Source organism: Shewanella electrica, assembly GCF_022321485.1.
GTDB lineage: Bacteria > Pseudomonadota > Gammaproteobacteria > Enterobacterales > Shewanellaceae > Shewanella > Shewanella electrica.
The window spans coordinates 1-233 of sequence record NZ_JAKOGG010000799.1; the positions used below are offsets into that span (position 1 = coordinate 1).

The following is a 233-nucleotide window of genomic DNA, read 5'->3' on the forward strand; positions in this document are numbered from 1 at the left end:
CTTTTGCTTAGTGGAAATCCTATGAGAACACTTCGAAGCTCGTTAGTATCTGGACCTACACCAGCATTACTGAAATTTCTCCGAAGCAGACTTTCTGAAGATGAAGATTCTGAAGCAGTAACCACAACAAAAGAGGTGATCACAATGGCTACCCGATTGTCTATCTCTTCAAAGGAACTTTCGATGGAAGAGCTGGGGTTGAGTGCTGTCCCATCAGAAGTATGGGAATCAGG

General features: G+C 43.8%; 1 protein-coding gene. It reads left to right on the forward strand.

Translation table 11 applies throughout. From position 1 onward, the window contains the following. Positions 1-21: 21 nt before the first annotated feature. Positions 22-233, forward strand: a 212-nt coding sequence (locus L9G74_RS24680) for a hypothetical protein (RefSeq protein ID WP_238899096.1), incomplete at its 3' end; no start/stop codon positions are given.